This is a genomic window from Devosia sp. Root105, assembly GCF_001424865.1.
GTDB lineage: Bacteria > Pseudomonadota > Alphaproteobacteria > Rhizobiales > Devosiaceae > Devosia_A.
In genome coordinates, this window is sequence record NZ_LMCR01000001.1 from 380,742 (window position 1) to 396,149 (window position 15,408).

General features: G+C 64.2%; 1 protein-coding gene (cut by a window edge). It reads right to left on the bottom strand.

The window, feature by feature from the left end; genetic code table 11:
* Nucleotides 1-15,408, bottom strand: partial view of an LEPR-XLL domain-containing protein gene (locus tag ASC68_RS01775; protein WP_197421008.1) — the 3' portion only. 14,076 nt of this gene lie beyond the right edge of the window; the window shows 15,408 of its 29,484 coding nt (coding positions 14,077-29,484); its start codon lies off the right edge, out of view; it ends in the stop codon at nt 1-3.

Consider the following 15,408-nt stretch of genomic DNA (forward strand, 5'->3'; position numbering starts at 1 on the left):
CTAGTCGTCGAGCGGGATGAAGCCGCCGGTTTCGTCATCGAACACCAGCGCCCCGGACCGCCCCAGCACCGGCGGCAACAGATCGAAATCACCGGTCAGGATGTTGTAGAGCCAGTGATCGAGATCACTCCGCTCGTCCAGATCGTCCTCGTCATTGGCTTCAATCACGATGTTGCTGGTCTTCAGCAGCGTGATCAGATCAGCCGGGAGCGGCCGGGCCGAGTGGTACTTGGCATCGACGGCGCGGGTCGCGAGGTTGATCGGCTCGAACGCCGGCGCCGTGACGTTGGGCACGAAGACGAACGGCTCGCGCACCGGCGGACGGACCTTGGCTTCGATGGTCTTCTGCACGGCGCCGCCGGCCAGCGTGGGGGTGGTGACCGCGGCGGCATTGTTGCCGAACAGCAGACCGGTGGCGGCCGCCCGGTTCACGTCCTTGGCGAGGCCATCGAACATCGGCGAAAGCCAGCTGCGTCCGAGGATCGTGCTGTTGGCGCTGGCGTCGACCGTCTGCTTGATCGCGTCCCTGGCTCCGGCGGTCTGCACAACCTTGTCGCGGGAACGGTCGTATCCCAGCGTATTGTTGCCGGCACCGCCGCCAACCGTGTCATAGCCATTGCCGCCCGACACCGTGTCATCGCCAAGACCACCATCGACGGTGTCGTCGCCCTGCAGCCCGAACAGCACGTCGTTGCCGGCATCGCCGTAAATCGTGTCGGTGTCGATGTTGTAGATCGACTTGAGGTTGACGTCGGCGACGCCGGTGCGGTGCAGCTTGCCCAAAATCCCCCAATCATAGCTGTAACGCAGGGTGGAGGACTGGCTGGCGCCCGGCTCGCCGATCGGCAGCACGCGGATGGCGCTACCGACGCCGGCAGCGCCGGCCCCGTTGACCACCGGCATGACGTAGGAATTGTCGCCGATGACGATGTCGTTGCCATCGTTGCCGTTGATGAGGTCGGCGTTGAGCCGGATGTGATCCATCGCCGGCTTCTTGCCCTGGCGCGGGTCGGCCAGGTCGGTCAGCCAGCTGTGGATCGAGCCGTTCGACGACCAATCGGTCTGCTTGCCGCGGCTGAGCGTCGTCTGCACGCCGAAGGCGTTGGCGAGCGCCGTGGCGCTGCCGATATTGCCCATATAGAGGGCGTCGATGGTCTTGAGGAACGAGTCCTGGATCTTGTCGGCGATCGATTTGGCCTGGGTCGCCGTGTAACCCTGGAACACCGAGGGCACTTCGAGCAGGCCGGTATCGCCGATGATCACGTCGTCCTCGGTGCCACCGCGCATCTCATCGTTACCGATGCGCAGCTTGTAGACGGTCTGGTTGCCGTAGAGCCACGCAGCCCCTGAGTTGGCCGAGGCATTGATGGTGTGGTCGACACGCAGGTGCGCATCGAGCGCAGTGGTCAGGGTCTGGTCCTGCGTCTTCAGCGCTGCATCGATCGCCGCCTTGGCCGCCGCCGTATAGGTCTTGGTCGGGGTCGGGCGGGTCAGCATGATCGACGGGATGGTGGTGACGCCGTGGTCGCCGACCAGCATGTCGATGCCGGCGCCACCATCGATGAGGTCGTTGCCGATCTCGAGCGTGTGGGTGGCCGGGCGGAGCACCGCGTTCTTGGAGTTGTAGTTGCCCTGGATACCGTTTTTGGTCACGTAATCGGCGATCACCTTGGTGCCTGCGGCATGCACCACATAGGACAGGTCGGCGAACGCCCGCTGCAGGCGGAACACCTGGGCGTTCATGGCGAGCACCGCCGCCTGGTCATTGGCGCCATCGAGCACCAGCATGCGGGCCGGCACCACCACGGTGCCGCTATCGCCGAACACCGTGTCGTTGCCGCCGTCGCCGTAGATCTCGTCCTTGCCGATGGTGACCACGGTGTGGGTGCCGCCGACATTGGCGTTCTCGGCGAAGGCGAGCGAAGACAGGTTGGTCAACAGGTTCTGCATCGTCACCGACAGACCTGCGAGGTTCTCGTCGATGGTTGCAAAGCCGGTGCCCTGGTCGGCACGGATGCGCCCATCGTCGCCGAAGATCGTATCGGCGCCGTCGCCGCCATGGATGATGTCATCACCATAGATGTCGGACGCGCCGGTGGCGTCGCCCTGCACCGCGGCAAGGATCGAGAAGGCTGCGTTGCCGGAGCCCACCTTGAGCTTGTTGCGGCCCGCCATGTCGCCGGCAAAGCCGTCGGCATAGGGGTAGACGTCGAGCTGCGGCTGGTACGGCGTAAGCTCGCTCGGCAGCAGGTTCACCGCCGGGACGACCACTTCGCCGAACAGCGGCAGCGCCAGGCCGAGCGCGGCGTCGGCCGCGATCACCCGGTAGGCGTTGACGATGCCCGGCAGGTCGGTGGCGAAGGCGGCGTTGTTGCTGGCGCGATCGCCGAAGATGACGTCGTTGCCGGCATCACCGTTGAGCGTATCGTTGCCGCGCTGGCCGAACAGGATGTCGTCGCCGTCATTGCCGTTGATGGTGTCATTATAGGCCGGCTCGAGCGTCACCCCGATGGCGACGGTCTGCCAGGCGCCGTTGGTGGTCACATCGACCCCGTCAGCGGTACGCCCGCCGACCAGCAGCGCATCGTAGCCCAAGAGCTTACCAGCCGTCGTGGCGTCGATGCCAGCGAGGTTCGAGCGCAGCTCGAACAGCCCGGCGACAACAGCCACCTCCTCTAGCACCACGTCGCGATGCCAGGTGCCGTTGGAGTTGAGCACGGCCGAGCCATCGGCGTTGAGGGCCCGCAGGATCTGGCCCTCGTCGCCGAGGATCAGGTCATTGTCGGCACCGCCCTGGATAGTGTCGGCGCCGAGACCGCCGACGATCTCGTCGACTCCGGCCTCGCCGTAGATGAAGTCGTTGCCGCGCTGGCCGTTGATGCGGTCCTCGCCGTCACCGCCATAGAGCGTGTCGTTGCCGCCGATCTTGTCGGCATGGTCGAACAGCACGAACTCGCGCATGAGCGCCGGCGTCCGGCCGGTGATGGGCGGGTTGAGCTTGAAGGTGAAATCCTTCCACGTGCCGCCGGTCGCCAGATTGGTGATCGTCCGCCCGATAACGCCGTTGTCGCCGAGGATGACGTCTTCGCCAGCCCCGCCGAGGATCGTGTCGTTGCCGTCGCTGCCGGCGGTTGCGACGCCGCCTTCGATCTTACCGACCACGTTGTGGCCGCCAACAAGGTCATCGTCGCCGTCGCCACCCTCGATGGTGTCGTCGCCCTGCTGGCCGAAGACGATGTCGTTACCGGCTTCGGCCCAAATCTTGTCCGCGCCACCGCCATCGGCAGCACCGGAGTAGATGGAAATCACCAGCTGGTTGGCCGGGTTGGTGATGTCGAACAGTGCGTGATCACCGAACACCCGGTCATCGCCGTCGCCTGACTTGATCTCGTCGTCATCGGTGCCGCCGATGACGATATCGTTCGACGCCCCGGTGTCGATCTTGTCCTTACCACCGGCGGTGGGCGCGATGGAGAAGGCGCGCACCAGCGTCAATTCCCCTGCCAGGAGCCCCGTGCCAACCTGGCCGAACTCGACATAGGCGTTGTCACCGAAGACGATGTCGTTGCCGCCCTTGGTGGTGATGGTGTCGCCTTTGGCGCCGCCGATCGACAGGTGGTCGCCGTCACCGGTTTCGATGGTGTCGGAACCGCCGATTTCAGGATTGATGACGTAGGCGATGGTCACGGTCCCGTTCACGAACTTGGCATAGCCGTTATCGCCGAAGAGGACCGAGCCGAGCAGGTCGGACTGACTTGTGCCGACCTTGAGTTGATCGTCGGCGGCGCCGCCGAAGACGACGTTGTTGCCCGACCCGGCAACGATTATGTCCTTGCCGCCGACGTCGGGCGCAATCGAGTATGCCTCGGTCACCACCCCACCGGTGAACTCGGCATGGCCGCTGTCGCCGAACAGCGTGCTGTCGCCATTGCGGTTTTCGATGTTGTCGTCGTCGGCCCCGCCGAAGATCACCGCATCGCCGTCGCGGGCGCGGATCATATCCTTGCCGCCGACGCCGGGCGCGATCGAGTAGGCGACCGTCACCACACCATCGACGAACTCGGCATGGCCACTGTCGCCGAACAAGGTGCTGTTGCCGTCGACGATGGCGATATCATCGTCGTTCGCGCCGCCGAAGATCACCGCATCGCCGTTGCCGGCGCGGATCTTGTCGTTGCCGCCCAATTCGGGCTGCAGCGAGAAGGCCATCGTCGCCTTGTTATTGAGGAACTTGGCGTAGCCACTGTCACCGAAGACGACGCTGTTGCCGTCCTTGACGTCGATGTCGTCGCCAGCGCCGCCACCGATCACGGTGTTGAAGCCGTTGCCGACCTTGATGATGTCGACACCGTCGTATTCGGGGATGACGTTGTGTTCGTCTTCGTCGTCGAAGGTGTTCTCGCTGACCAGCGCCACCAGCTTGCCGCCCTCGAAATTGGCGACACCATTGTCGCCGACGACGACGTTATTGCCATCTCCGGCGGTGATCGTGTCGTGGCCAGAGCCGCCGATGAGGATGTGGTTGCCGTTGACGATGGTGATGGTGTCATCACCATAATGCTCAGCCGCGATGGTCTGCACCACCTGCGGCTCGCCCTGGAACAGGGCCGAGCTCGAGAACAGCGCGAGGCCGTTGTCGCCGAGGATGACGCTGCTGCCATCGCCCGCGTCGATGGTGTCGTTGTCCACCCCGCCCATGACGATGTTCTTGCCAGCGCCGGCCTTGATGGTGTCCCTGCCACCCTTGTTGGTCGAGGTGGTCTCGACGCGCAGGGCAATACCCGCGGCAAAGAAGGCCGCACCGTTATCGCCCAGGATCACATCGGCTTCGTCGCCGGAGGTGATCGAGTCGCCGGCTGCGCCGCCGATGACGATATTGCGGCCGGCGCTGGTGGTGATGGTGTCCGCGCCGCCGTCGTCGACCGACGTCGAGACGATGGACTTCACCTGCGCCTCTGCGTCGAAGACGATCCAGCCATTGTCACCGAGGATGACGTCGCCGGCCTTGCCCGGATCGACCGTGCCGGTGCCCGGCTCGACCTTGATGATGTCGCCAGCAGAGCCGCCGACCACGACGTTGCGGAGGTTCCCGACCACTGCCGCGCCGATATAGGTGGTGATGGTGTCGACGCCGCCCTTGTCGGTGAATGTGCTCTCGATTTCAGTCGGAACGATTTCCGTCGGACTGAGGCGAGCAAACCTCGCGACGCCATTGTCGCCGAACAGGATGTCCGTGCCGCCGAGCCCGGTGACAATGTCGTTGCCCGAGCCGCCAAGGACGATGTTCTTGCCGGTCTTGGCATCGATGGTGTCGTTGCCGCCATAGTCGGCGTTGGTGCTGCGCACCTGCACGACGTCGTGGTGGCTCATCATGTTGAGCGTGCCTTCGGCCAGATCGACGTTCGTGCCGTCGATCACGCCGGCCTGGTCGATCAGGCCGTGGTCGCCCAGGATGACGTCGTCATTGTCGCCGCCGGTGATGGTGTCGTCGCCCGCGGCGGTTGCATCGTCGTCGATGATGACGGTGCGCTTGAGGTAGTCGACGTCAAAGGCGCTGTCGCCGATGATCCAGTTCTTGCCGGTTCCGCCGGTGATCTGATCGTTGCCGATGCCGCCGGCCATGAAGCTGGTCTTCTTGCCGCCCTTGAGCGTATCGACGCCGGCGCCGCCATCGACCACCACGATGCCGTTGGCGTTCGCAGCATCGATGAAGTCGTCGCCGTACTCGGTGAAGGCATAGGCGGTACCATCCGGATCGCCCGGCAACGCGCCGTAGCGCAGGCCATTGGCCGAGGTATCGCCAAACAGCACCAGCGGACCAGTGCTGTCATGCACGATCAGGTTGTCGGACTTGCCGCCGCCATGGATGACGGTGAGCGTCTCCGCATCGGTGCTGTCGACATGGAACGTGTCCATGCCGTTGCCGAGCAGCACCTCGACGACGTGTACGTTCTCGTAGGTGATGCCGCGGGCGAATCTGTCGGTCGTGCCGTCGCCCTTGTCGATGACGAGATCGGCCGCCGGCATGTTGAGACCGGTAATCGTATTGGCGCTGAGCCGCCCGGTCTGGTTGGCCTCTACGGTGTCAGCGAACACCACCAGTTGGTCGACGTCAGGCACGTCGTCCACGGTAATATTGCGAACCACCGCGTCGTTGACTTCGCCCGGCAGCGCCACGGCGCGGGTGATCGACCGCGGGGTCGAGCCGACCCCACCTTCGATGAAGAGCGGGCCCTGGACGGCCACAAGGTCATGCGGCTGCGGCGTGAACGTCTTGTGGTCTTCCGTGCTGTCGGTCCCCAGCGGATCGTAGACGAGCCCGATGGTGACCGGCTGGTCCCAATTACCCGTGCCAAACTCGACGTAATAGTCCTCGGTATCGATGTCGTACTTCACTCGGGCGTCGAGCTGCGGCTTCGCCTTGCCGGTGACCTCGACAATGACCCGCACGGTGGCGGTCGGCGGCGTGGTGAGCACCATCTGATAGCTGTCGGTCTGGCCGAGCTCAGAAACCGAGGTCGAGCCATCGGTCTCGATGATCTCGACGCCGGCAGTATTGCTGTCGACGACATCGACGCGGACTCGGCCCACATCGACCTCGGCAAAAACGCCGCCGCCGCCGAGGCTGCTGGTCACAGTGTGGACAATGTCGGCAAGGTAGCGGTTGGCGATGCCGTCATTGGTCACCGTCACCTTGACCGTCTGCGCCTCGTCCCAGGCGACAATGCCTGCGGCCGAGTTGGCGACGAGGCCGAACTTCAGCACCGGGGCCGAGAGCGTGAGGCCGGCAGGCGCGGACAGTGTAACCGTCACCACCTCGCCGAGTGCCGGCGGCTTGCTGAGCTTGACCTTGTAGCTGTCGCCGTCCGCGTTGCCCTCGAACACCTGAGTGTTGCCGTCGAGCTCGGTGATCAGCAGGTCGGCGCGATCGTCGTCCTGCACCCGGACGGTGACGTTCGGAATGTCGAAGTCGACGTAGTTTGGATCGGTACTGATCACCGAGTGCGAGATCACCACCGTGCTCTCACCCTCTTCGGCGCCATCAGATTCGGCTTTGACGTAGATGGTCGCCGTCGGCGTCGCGTCGCCTGCGATGAACTCGACCGTCACGGATTCCGAGAAGTTCACGTTGTCGAGCGAAACCAGGACCGTCTTGCCCGGGCCGCCGGGTCGCGCCGCGATCATCGCTGAAGCCTGCGCCGCCGAGATGGTGACGAAGACCGACGCCACAGGCGTGTTCGGCAAGGTCAGAGTATAGCTGTCGACCGCCGCGGTCCCGCCATCTTCAAGGACGCTGAGACCATCCCCGGTGTCGAGCGCCACCGTGTTGGTGGTGGAGCCAGTCGCCGAGAAGTCGAGGCCACGTACGAACAACCCGTTATAGCGCGGGTCGGCACTGGTGACCGTATGGCTGATCGCACCCAGGTCGCCGTCGTTGTCGGCGACCACCGTCTTGGTGACGTCGCCTGCGACGTTGAACGTATCCGAGCCAAGGCCGCCGATCAGGGTGGTGACGACATCGGCCGGTGTAGACAGCACGTAGAACGTGTCGTCACCCTCGAGGCCGTCGACCTCCATCGCCTCGGCATTGGCGTAGCGAACGGTCAGGCCAGCGCCATAGACGCCGTCCTTGGTGATGACGAAGTTGTCGGCAAATTCAGTGCCCAGCACGACGATCGTGTCGAAGCCGGCGCCGCCGTCGATATCGACCGGAGCGTTGACGTTGTACTGGATGATATCGTCGCCGGTGCCGCCGTTGAGCTTGACGTTCGCCGCGCCGGCGAGCGCAAAGGCGCGGATGATGAACTCGTCGTTGCCGTCCTCGCCCTCGAGCCGCAGATCGGCCTTGTTGGAATAGACCACGAACTGGTCGTTGCCGACGCCGCCATAGAGCACTGCCGGCAGGCTGATGCCCTTGGACAGATAGGCATCGAAGCTGAGCTTTACGGTCTCGAAGCGGTCCTCGACCGATTCGATCGCTGCCGCATCGCGCGGCGTAGCGAACACCTGGCCAACCTGGAAGCGGTCGTTGCCGACGCCGCCGTCGACGGTCATGATCGCCGAGGTGTCGTCGAAGTAGAACTCGTCGTCGCCGTTGTTGCCGTTGAGGATGACCCGGCCGTTGATGTCGGCGGTGTAGTTGATCCGCTCGAACGCGTCGGCGTAGGTGTCGACGCCGGTGCGGTGCATATTGGCGATCATGTTCCTGCGCATCAGGAACACATCGGCCACAGCCGTGCCCTCGACGCGCAGCACATCGCCGGCATCAAGCTTGCTGCCGGTATCGACCACGTTGATGACGTAGTCCGAGGTCGTGCCCTGAACGTTGACGACCGTGAGGTCACTGCCGTCCTGGCCGTCGATGGTCAGCTCGTCGCGCAGTTCGCGGCCCGTGCCGTCCTTGCCGAAGACGCCGTCGGCATCGACAACGCCCTGGTAGGTGGTCATCGACGGCAGCTGGTCGACGGTGACGGTGTCGTTGCCGGCGCCGCCGAAAACGAAGGTGTTGCCGTTGAGCGCCTCGAGGTCGAACAGGACGGAATCGTCCTGGGCACCGCCGGTGATCGTGATGGTCGGAGCGGTGAAAATGCCCTTGAGGTCGGCCGTGCCGCCTTCCGCATCAGGGTCGGAGCCAGAGACCTGGTAGTCGACCTTGATGACGATCTGTGTCGCCGCCTTGATGACGGCGGCGGGCTTGGCGAGCAGCGGATCGGCTGAAACAACCGGCCCCTCGACCAGGAGGTCGTCGCCGGCCAGCAGGCGGACTTCGCTGGTGGTGGATTGCACCGTCACACCGGCCTTGACGGTGATGTCGTCCGGGAGGGCGTCGTGGGCGTCACCGCTCAGCTCGTTATCGTCCTCGGCCCAGACCAGAACGTCGCTGCTCCCGGTGATGTTCTCCGTGATGATGACCGGGCTCGAGGTCTTGATGTAGACCGCGCCCTTGAGGGCATTGACGCCACTGTTGTTGACGTTGACGTCACCGACGGTCAGCGCGCCGAGATTTTCGACATAGGTGCTGCCGTTGAGGGCCGCACCCTCGAGATTGCCGACCTCGGTGACGATCGCCTTGCTGGCGCTGCCGATGCTCTGGTTGGCGGACATGAAGGTGCGGCGCGAGACGATATTGCGCTTGTCCGTCGCGGTGTCGGAGCGGGCATTGAGAATGCTGCCGGTCATCGCCACGAGGAAGGCTAGCGGCTTGGTATCCCCGAGGTCCGCGGTGGGCGTCCCGACCTGGTCGAGGTTGAGGTCGCCCGTCGTCTCGGCGAGGTAGATGCTCTCGAGCTCGGTGAAGGCGCTGACCTTGCCGGCGGCCTGGTTCGAGCTGTCGATTTCGAGCTCGTTGCCGGCCTGGCCGATGGCGATCCGAGCCGACAGGCTCACCGAATTACCGATGATGTCGGCGCCGAGCTGGGTGCCCTGCGGGTTGTACTCGGCATCGAGGATCGAGCCGAGCTCGGCGCCGAGATACACGTTGCCGGCGGTCGAGGTGATCTTGCGCACGTTGAAGTTGCGCTCGACCGCATTGAGCGAGATGTCGCCCGCTGCGGTGGCGATCACCGTGCCGGTGGTGTCTGCGTTGGTGGCGACGCCGCTGTAGGCGCCGGTCACCACGATCTCGACGGCGTCGGTGGCGGTGCCGATGCTGCCGCCGGCGGTGAGCGAGATATGGTTGGCTCGGATCTTCTCGCCGTCCGTACCGAGCGCATCGAGGATCGAGCCGAGCGTGGTGGTGAGGTAGACATCGCCCGAACGCGAGTAGATCGCTTCGACATACATGTTGGAGGTCGGCGCGGTGATGCGCACGTCCTCGGTGGCACGGGCGATGAGGCTGCCGCCCGCCGACATCTCGACGGTCACGGCATTGCTCTCGCCAATGCCGCCATCGCCGGCTTCGAGCACGATATCGAGGGCCTTGAAGTTCACTCCGCTGCCGCTCAGTGCGTTGACGATCGAGGCACTGGATTTCAGCCGGATCGTGCCGGCGGCGCCGGCCTCGATCTTGTCGACCTTCACCTGCTGCTCGGAGCCCAGGTAGATCGAGCCGCCGGCCCTGGCGTTGATCACGCCATCGATCGCCACATCGACGTCGTCACGCTGCGCGACGATGACATGGGTGATGACGCCACTGGCCGCCGCGAGCGGATCGAGCACCGCGTTGGCGATGGTAACAGTCCGGTTGGCCTCGACGCCAAGCTGCGGCTTGGCTTCCGCGACCCCAGCAGCGGCTTTGCCCACCAGGGTGATCGTCGCGCCGTCGATCGCCGCGATCTTGTAGTAGCCGCCCTTGGTGGTGGCGTTGGTGGTCTCGCCGCCGACATAGATGTAGTCGTTGACGCTATAGCCGGTCCAGGCACCGGAAAGGCGCGTGATCGTGCCCTTGCCGAGTGCGTTGTTGCTGAAGCTGACAGCAAGTCCCTGCTCGACCTTTTTGGCAAACACGATGTCCTGCCGCTCGGCCGAGGCGATGGCGACGCGCTCATCCTCGGTCAGCGAGGCCGGCGTGGCACCGAGAGTGATCACCAGCGCGTCGGCGACCTTGCCAATATTCTTGTTGGCGTCGATGGTCAGGTTGCCGGCAGTATCGACATTGTTGGCCTCGATCACCGTTTCGGTGTCGGTGACCGGCTTGAAGATACCCGAGCCAAAGGCGAACAGCAGTTCGTCCTCGGTCCAGACTTTCACACCAGCGGTCAGGTCGGCCTTCACCGTGCCAACGGCGAACAGGTACTTGTAGTTCGGCCCGGTCTTGTCCCAGGTCTGCGCCGTTTCCCCGAGCCTGCCGAACATCTTGTGCAGGTCGTGGTAGTCGTTGGTCTGCCGCAGCTGTTCCGCCCCGACGCCGGTCGCGATGAACGCGGTGACATAAGCGTCGAGGGCCGCATCCTCCAGCGGAGTGGCAAGGTTGGCATTCTTGAACAGCGCTTCGGTCCGCAGCTGGTTCTGCAGGGCGGTCAGCGCGGCGCCGGTGATGGTTATCGACCCGGCGGTGTTGGGCTGTGCCGTCCGGTAGGCCCAATACTGCTGATAGGCCGCATCGATATCGGTGCGCTGAGTATCGCCGTAGCCTTCGTAGACAACCTTAAGCGCCAGATATTGCTGGGTACGCGATGCCTCAAGGGTGGCGATCTGGCTGGCTGCGTCCGTCGGATTGGGGTAGAGGCCCTGGAAATAGGCGACCTCGAGCGCGGTCAGCTTGACGGAGGTGCCGTTGAACTGACCCTTCATCTGCCAATAGGCCTGATACTCCTGCCGCTTCCAGCTCTCATAGCCGGTTAGCGTGTCAGAGATCTTCTCGTTGACGCCGGTGCCGACGGTGAGCTGCAGGTCCTTCCACATGCCGGCGAGCAGCTGCTCGCGGCTGCGCAGGTCTTTCTGCACGGTGAAATCGGCGTCGGTCAGCGAGCCGGCATCCACCTTGATGTAGACGTTGCCCTGGGTCTCGGCGGCGATCAGGCGAAGGTCGCCGGCGGTCTCGCGCACCGCGACGTCGCCCACCGCCTTGATGGTGACGCGGTGTTCGGCGAGCGCTCCGGAGTTGATCTGCAGCGGCCGTGCCGCACCGTTGCCGATGCCGCCGACGGCGCCGTCCGGCAGGCCCTGGTCCTGCGAGACATAGCGGTCGGCAATCAGGTCGATCGAATTGCCGGTGACGAGGCCGTTAGCGAACACCCCGGCTGCGGTTTCGGCGGCGACGATACCCGCCTGCGCCACCAGCACCACGTCGCCCTGCGACGCGGTCACCGAGACCACCGACATGTCGCCCGAGATTTCGTTGAGGTAGACGCCGCCGGTCCGCGACGTGGCGGTCAGCTGCGCAAAGGTATCGGTCTTGAAATAGCCCGGGGGGTACTTGTCGACCAGATCGATGTTGATCGGCTTGATGTTGGTGAGCGTGCCGCCGGTTTCCCCGACATTGGCCATGCTGTCGGCGCCGATATCGTTCTTGGCGTCGAGTTCAATGCGCACGCCCTGCACCACGGATTGTGCGTGCGAGGTGTCGATGCTGCCCTCGGAGGTGATCTTGGTGAGGCCGGTCTCGTTGAGGATGCCGCCTTCGATGATCACATTGCCGGTGCCGTTCGAGTCGATCTCGACCCGCGCCTCTTCATAACCGGTGAAGCGGATGGTGACCGGACGGTCGGCTTCGATGGTGTGCCGGCCGTTGGTCTGGTCGGTCGACAGGATATCTTCCTGCTTGCGATAGTCCTTGGTGCCGTACCAGTGGCTGATCGTCGGCAGGTCCTTGTAGAACCGCTTTTCGTCCAGGTTGAACTCGTCGGACTCATAGGTGTGGACGGCGTCCGCATCGGTGGCGCTCGCGGCGTCGACGGTGTCACGGTAAAAGAAGATCGAGTTGTCGATCAGCGAGGGGCCCTCGATGACGGTGATGACCGACGGCAACGCGTCGAAGGCGTCCGGGGAGAACGCATCGATGCCCAGCCACTTCGAGGTGGTGTAGACGCTGGTGTCCTTGGTCTCGACGACCTTGCCGACCGTCCAGCCGAAGCGCCAGCCTTCCTGCGGCTTGTAGGTGAAAGTCTCGCGATAGGGTCCATCCACACCCGCCACATGGTTGGTGGTGGCCACGCTGGCGGCGATCTCTTCATACGCGCGCTTGCCGGGAGCAGCGGCGGTGGAGCCCGGAGTGGTCTCCAGCTTGAACTGGCTCTCGCGCACCGTGACGGTGCCGTTATCGTTCACCTGATACCAGGTCTGCTTGTAGCCGTCGGCATTGGTCGCCTTGGCCTTGTCGTTGAGCCGGATGGTACCGGCGCCGCGATCGCGCACGTCGAGCTGCCTGATCACCACATCGTAATTGGTGTCGTTGACCACCTTGACGTGGACGTAGCCGCCCAGCGCCTCGATGATGCCGTTGCCGGTGTTGAGCAGGTTGCCGGTGATGGTAATCGAGCCACCCGGAACACGGAACTCCTCGATGACGATCTTCTTGGTCTCGACGTCCCAGTAGGCGTTGAACGCGCCGGTGCTGGCGGTCTTCAGCAGCACCTGCTTGGTGGTCGGCTTGCCTTTCTCGATCAGGGCGATCTCGTTGATCGTCGCCTGGTTGAGGTTGAGGACATAATCCTCCTTGCCGCTGGTGATCACCCCGTTGAGGTCGATGAACTCGGCGGTGATCGACACCCGGTTAGCGGTGATGCCCGGCTTGGGCGGCTGCGCCACAAGGTTGGTGCCGGCGGCCGGCGAGGTAATGTCACCGACGCCACCATCGGTGGAGATGGCCTTCCAGTCCTCGTAGGGGTTGCCGCCCGAGTGGTAGACGCTGCCCGGCGGCAGGTCGATCAGCACATAGCCCTGCGTCCTGAGGTCGACGGAATTGGCGTCGATCTCGGCATTGATGGTGATGTCGCCCGAGCCGATCGAGTTGTCGATGATCACATCGCTGGTGATCGCGTCGATGGCGCCCGACACGGTAATCCCCGGCCAGGGCTGGTCGGTGCTGCTGCGCTGCCAGCTGTTCTTGATCAGAATGCTGGCATCGGTGCGGATGCCGGGCGTGAGCGTGATGTCGAAATTGGCGTCGCCGGCGACCCAAGTGTGGTCGAAGCCGGTGTCGTCCTTGTTGTTCTTGGTCGCGACGTTGCTGGCGTTGGCCGTGTCGATCTTGCCGTTGGCCACGGCTTCGCTGGTCGAGGCCGAGATCTCGTTCTGCAGGCCGTTGAGGAACACGCCGCCATTGTTCTCGGGGATGGTGATCCCCTTGATGTCGAGGAAGGCCTGGGTCTTGTTCTCGATGCTGACCGACACGTCGCCGGGCGCATCGAGCGTACCATCGCCCTGCAGGACATCGGCCATGACGTGAATCCGGCCGGCCGAAGCGAAGATCGGGTCGACGACAATCGTCAGCACTTCGCGAAGCACCGGGATGACGACCTGCTGGTTGGTGACCGGGTCGATCGCGACGATGACATTGCCGTTATCGTCCCGCGGCGGTTCGGCGAGACCGAGGAAGATGAGTTCGCGGGTCAGGCGCTTGATCTCACCCTGCCAGAAGGCGCGCACCACGGCGTCGTCGCGATACTTGTCGTATTCAACACGCGCCTTGACCAGCTCGTCGACGTAGTTGGAGGTGAGCTGCTTCTTGACCAGCTTCACCGTGACGGTGTCGATCGCCGAGCCGTCCGCACCCTTTGCCGTGATCACCGCCGTGGGGTTGGCCTGCGTGCCGCCGACCGACTCGATCACCACGTTGACGACGCGGTTGAGCCCAGTGCGGATGGTGCCGTCCACGTTGACGACGGAATCCACCTCCGAGCCGCCATTGCTGGTGAAGGTCTCGGCGCCGCCCAGCGCGCTGTTGATGCCGTCACTGACGGCGGTGGCCCAGTTCCGGCTCTTGCCCTGCGAGATGATATTGGCGAGCGCGAAGGTGTCGGCCAGGACGTCGACATTGCCACCCGACAGCACCGTCGCACCGTCCATTACGTCGATGCGGTTGGTGATGAACAGCAGGCTGTCGTTGCGCACCTTGTCGAGCGGAATGACGCTGCCGGCCAGCGTGTCGGCATAGGTCGCGAGCTTGTAGCTGTCGCGGGTGAAGCTCTCGTCCATGCCGGTCAGCATGCGGACGTGGCGCAGCGCCTTGATCTCGGCGCCCCCGCCGATGGTGATGTTGTGGACCGGATTGATCTCGAGCACGCTCTGCGCCGCCGAGGCGGTGAGGAAGCCGTAGTTGTCGACGCTCACCTTGATGGTGGCGTCGACTTCACTGTTCGAGGCGAGGCGAACGTCGCCGGTCGAGCGGATCTTGATGTTTGAGTTGCTGGTCGTTGCCGGGTTGGTGCCGATCTGCACCGTCCCGACGACACCGTTGCCGTTGTCGCTGGAGTCGTTGGCATCGTCTTCGGTGTCGAGCGTGCTGGAGGCACCGATGCCGGAGATCACGCCACCGCCCTTATAGGCGACGGTGTCGGCATAGAAGATATCGTTGAAGGTCGAGAGCGAGATACCGCCGGCGTCGGGCGAAGCGTTCTGCACCGTCAGCGTGACGTTGTCTTCGACGATGGTCAGCGTCCTGAGCGACAGGTCGGTGCGGATCTCGGAGCCGGCGATGCTGATGGCGCCGGCCGAGATGCCGTCGACATTGGTGCCGATATCGGCCTTGGTGAAGTGATTGGCAGCGGAGGCCGAGATGCTGGCGGCGATGATATCGGCGCTGTTGGCGAAGCGCGCCGTGCTGTTGGCGTTGACGTCGTTGGTGGCCGAGGTGCCGTTGCCCGAGATCACGCCATACGAGCTGGTCTTAATCTCGTTATTGGCGAGGGTGTTCTGGTCGGAGGCGAGCCGCAGCGCACCGGTGGCGCCGGTCGTGGCATTGGCCAGCAGGGTGATCTGCGCGTTGCCGCCGATCTTGGCTTCCGAAGCGACATTCGCCACGGTGTC